Raw genomic sequence first — 2,531 nt, 5'->3', positions numbered from 1 at the left:
CGGGCGGCGAGGCGCTTCAGGTTCGGGGCGTGCAGGAAATCCGCCGGGCCGTCGGGGAAGAGCGTGCCGTTCAGCTGGTCGACCATCAGGATCAGAAGGTTGGGCTTCGGCATCTGGTCGGTCCCCGCGGCGGTTTCCATGCCTCTCTAGCCGGTCGGCGGCTGTCGTCTGGCCCCCGACCGACCGGCCCATGTCGAAACCGTCATTCGGGTTGGCTGCCGCCCGTCGCCTCTGTCACCTGATCCGCCGCCGCCCGGACCAGCGCGCCGATCCGGGTCGCATCCGAAAGCCCCATGCGGAAGGCGGGGCCGGAGACGGACAGGCCCGCCACCGGCTCGCCATGGGTGTTGAAGATCGGCGCGGCGACGCAGCGCATCCCCTCGGCGCGTTCCTGGTCGTCGATGGAAAAACCCCGGTCCCGCGTGCGGTTGAGGTCGCGCAGAAGGGCGCTGTCGCCGGTCAGGGTCAGCGAGGTGAACTTCTCGAGCCCGCGCCGGGCGATGATGCCGCGTGTCTTTTCCTCGGGATACCAGGCGAGCAGCGCCTTGCCGATGCCGGAGGAATGCATCGGCGCCCGGGTGCCGGGCGGGAAGAAGGCGCGGATCGCCTCGTAGGTTTCGACCTGGGCGACGAAGAAGACCTCGTCCTTGACCTCGATGCCGAGGTTCGCGGTTTCCCCGGTTTCGCGCATGAGCTGGTCCATCGGCTGCCGCGCGCGTTCCACCACCTTCGTCCGGCGCAGGAAGGCCGAGCCGACGCGGAAGGCACCGGGGCCGATGTGCCAGAACTGGCCCGGCTCCTCGACCTCGACCATGCCATGGCCTTGCAGGGTGACAAGGGCGCGGAAGACGGTGGCGATGGCTTCGCCGGTCTCCTCGGCGATCTCGGACAGGGTGTGGCCGGGGTTCAGGGCGACATGGGTCAGGATGTCGAGCCCCCGGTCCAGCGCCTGAACGGTGTTCTGGTCGGTCTTGTCGTGAAAGGCCTTCGGGCGGCCGCGGGGTTTCTGTGCCATGTCATTTGCCTCCAAAGGCGTGAAAAAGCGCAAGGTATTGACTGGACTGGGGATTAGCATGGCTTTGCGATAGTGAAAAATCTTTTCGAAAAAATTGCGCGGATTGGCCGCGGGGCGTAGCTTTTCCGGGCAGTCTTTCAGGGAGTTGCCCGATGTCCATGCAGAACCCCGTTTTCATTCCGGGCCCCACCAACATGCCGGAGTCGGTGCGCAAGGCCTGCGACATGCCGACGCTCGACCACCGCTCGCCCGCTTTCGCGCGGCTGTTCAAGCCGGCGGTGGAAGGCGTGCGGCGGGTGCTGAAGATGGATCAGGGCGAGATCATCGTGATCCCCTCCACCGGCACCGGCGGCTGGGAGGCGGCGATCAGCAACACGCTTTCGCCCGGCGACACGGTGCTGGCGGCGCGGTTCGGCATGTTCAGCCACCGCTGGATCGACCTGTGCCAGCGGCACAAGCTGGATGTCGAGATCATCGAGACCCCCTGGGGCGAAGGCGCGCCGCTGGCCGCGATCGAGAAAGTCCTCCGCGCCGACAAGACGCATCACATCAAGGCGGTGCTGGCGACGCATAACGAGACGGCGACGGGGGTGAAGTCCGATATCGCGGGCATCCGCCGGGCGCTGGACGCGGCGGGCCATCCGGCGATGCTGTTCGTCGACGGGGTGTCCTCGATTGCGTCCATGCCGTTCGACTTCGCGGGCTGGGGCGTGGATATCGCGGTGGCGGGCAGCCAGAAGGGCTTCATGCTGCCGGCGGGCCTTGCGATCCTTGGCGTCTCGCCGAAAGCGCTTGCCGCGATGGAGACGGCGCGGCTGCCGCGGACCTTCTTCGATTTCAAGGACATGCTGGCCGCCTATGCCCGCGGCGGCTATCCCTATACCCCCGCCGTGGGCCTGATCGCGGGTCTGGCCCATTCCATCGACCTCCTGGAAGGCGAGGGGCTGGACAATGTCTACGCCCGCCACCACCGGCTGGCCGAGGGCGTGCGCCGCGCGGTCTTCGCCTGGGGCATGGCGCCCTATGCGGCCTCGCCCGACCTCTATTCCGACACGGTGACCGCGGTGCGGGTGCCCGAGGGCTGCGACGGCACGGCGCTGGTGCAACTGGCGGCCTCGAAATACGGCATGGCCTTCGGCGTGGGGCTGGGTGAAGTCGCTGGCAAGGTCTTCCGCATCGGCCATCTGGGGATGCTGACCGAGGCGCTGGTGCTGTCCGGCCTCGCCGTCGCCGAGATGTGCATGGCCGACCTCGGCTGGCCGGTGAAGCTGGGCTCGGGCGTGGCGGCGGCGCAGGACTATTATCGCGGGACGGTCCCGGCCATGGCGCTGGCGGCGGAGTGAGGACGTCAGATGCAGATCCCTACCTACAACGACATGCTGGCCGCGCATGAGCGCATCCGCCCCCATATCCGCCGCACGCCGGTCAGGACCTCGGACTATCTGAACGACCTCAGCGGCGCGCAGCTGTTCTTCAAATGCGAGAACTTCCAGGAACCCGGCGCCTTCAAGGTGCG

Annotated in this window: 2 protein-coding genes and 1 pseudogene; 2 read left to right on the top strand and 1 reads right to left on the bottom strand. The window is 67.6% G+C overall.

The features are described from left to right. Positions 1 to 202: 202 nt before the first annotated feature. Complete coding sequence (gene bhcR / locus V7Q39_RS20485; RefSeq protein ID WP_333818455.1) at positions 203 to 1,015, bottom strand: HTH-type transcriptional regulator BhcR; 813 nt, start codon at positions 1,013 to 1,015, stop codon at positions 203 to 205. 152 nt (positions 1,016 to 1,167) lie between these two features. Here bhcR and bhcA point away from each other — a divergent pair, with 152 nt between their 5' ends. Both bhcA and V7Q39_RS20475 read left to right on the top strand, forming a co-directional pair. After that, positions 1,168 to 2,358: an L-aspartate--glyoxylate aminotransferase BhcA gene (bhcA, locus tag V7Q39_RS20480; RefSeq protein ID WP_333818453.1), complete on the top strand. Its 1,191-nt coding sequence runs from the start codon at positions 1,168 to 1,170 to the stop codon at positions 2,356 to 2,358. 9 nt (positions 2,359 to 2,367) lie between these two features. Further along, positions 2,368 to 2,531, top strand: a pseudogene (locus V7Q39_RS20475) (threonine/serine dehydratase); the annotation flags it as partial.

The organism is Tabrizicola sp., assembly GCF_036781545.1.
GTDB lineage: Bacteria > Pseudomonadota > Alphaproteobacteria > Rhodobacterales > Rhodobacteraceae > Tabrizicola.
The sequence above is the reverse complement of the archived record's forward strand: the minus strand, read 5'-3'. Positions and strand labels throughout refer to the sequence as shown.

Excerpts from the sequence above, each read along its gene's own strand:
- bhcA (WP_333818453.1), top strand. The coding sequence starts at position 1,168 with ATGTCCATGCAGAACCCCGTTTTCATTCCGGGCCCCACCAACATGCCG.
- bhcR (WP_333818455.1), bottom strand. The coding sequence starts at position 1,015 with ATGGCACAGAAACCCCGCGGCCGCCCGAAGGCCTTTCACGACAAGACC.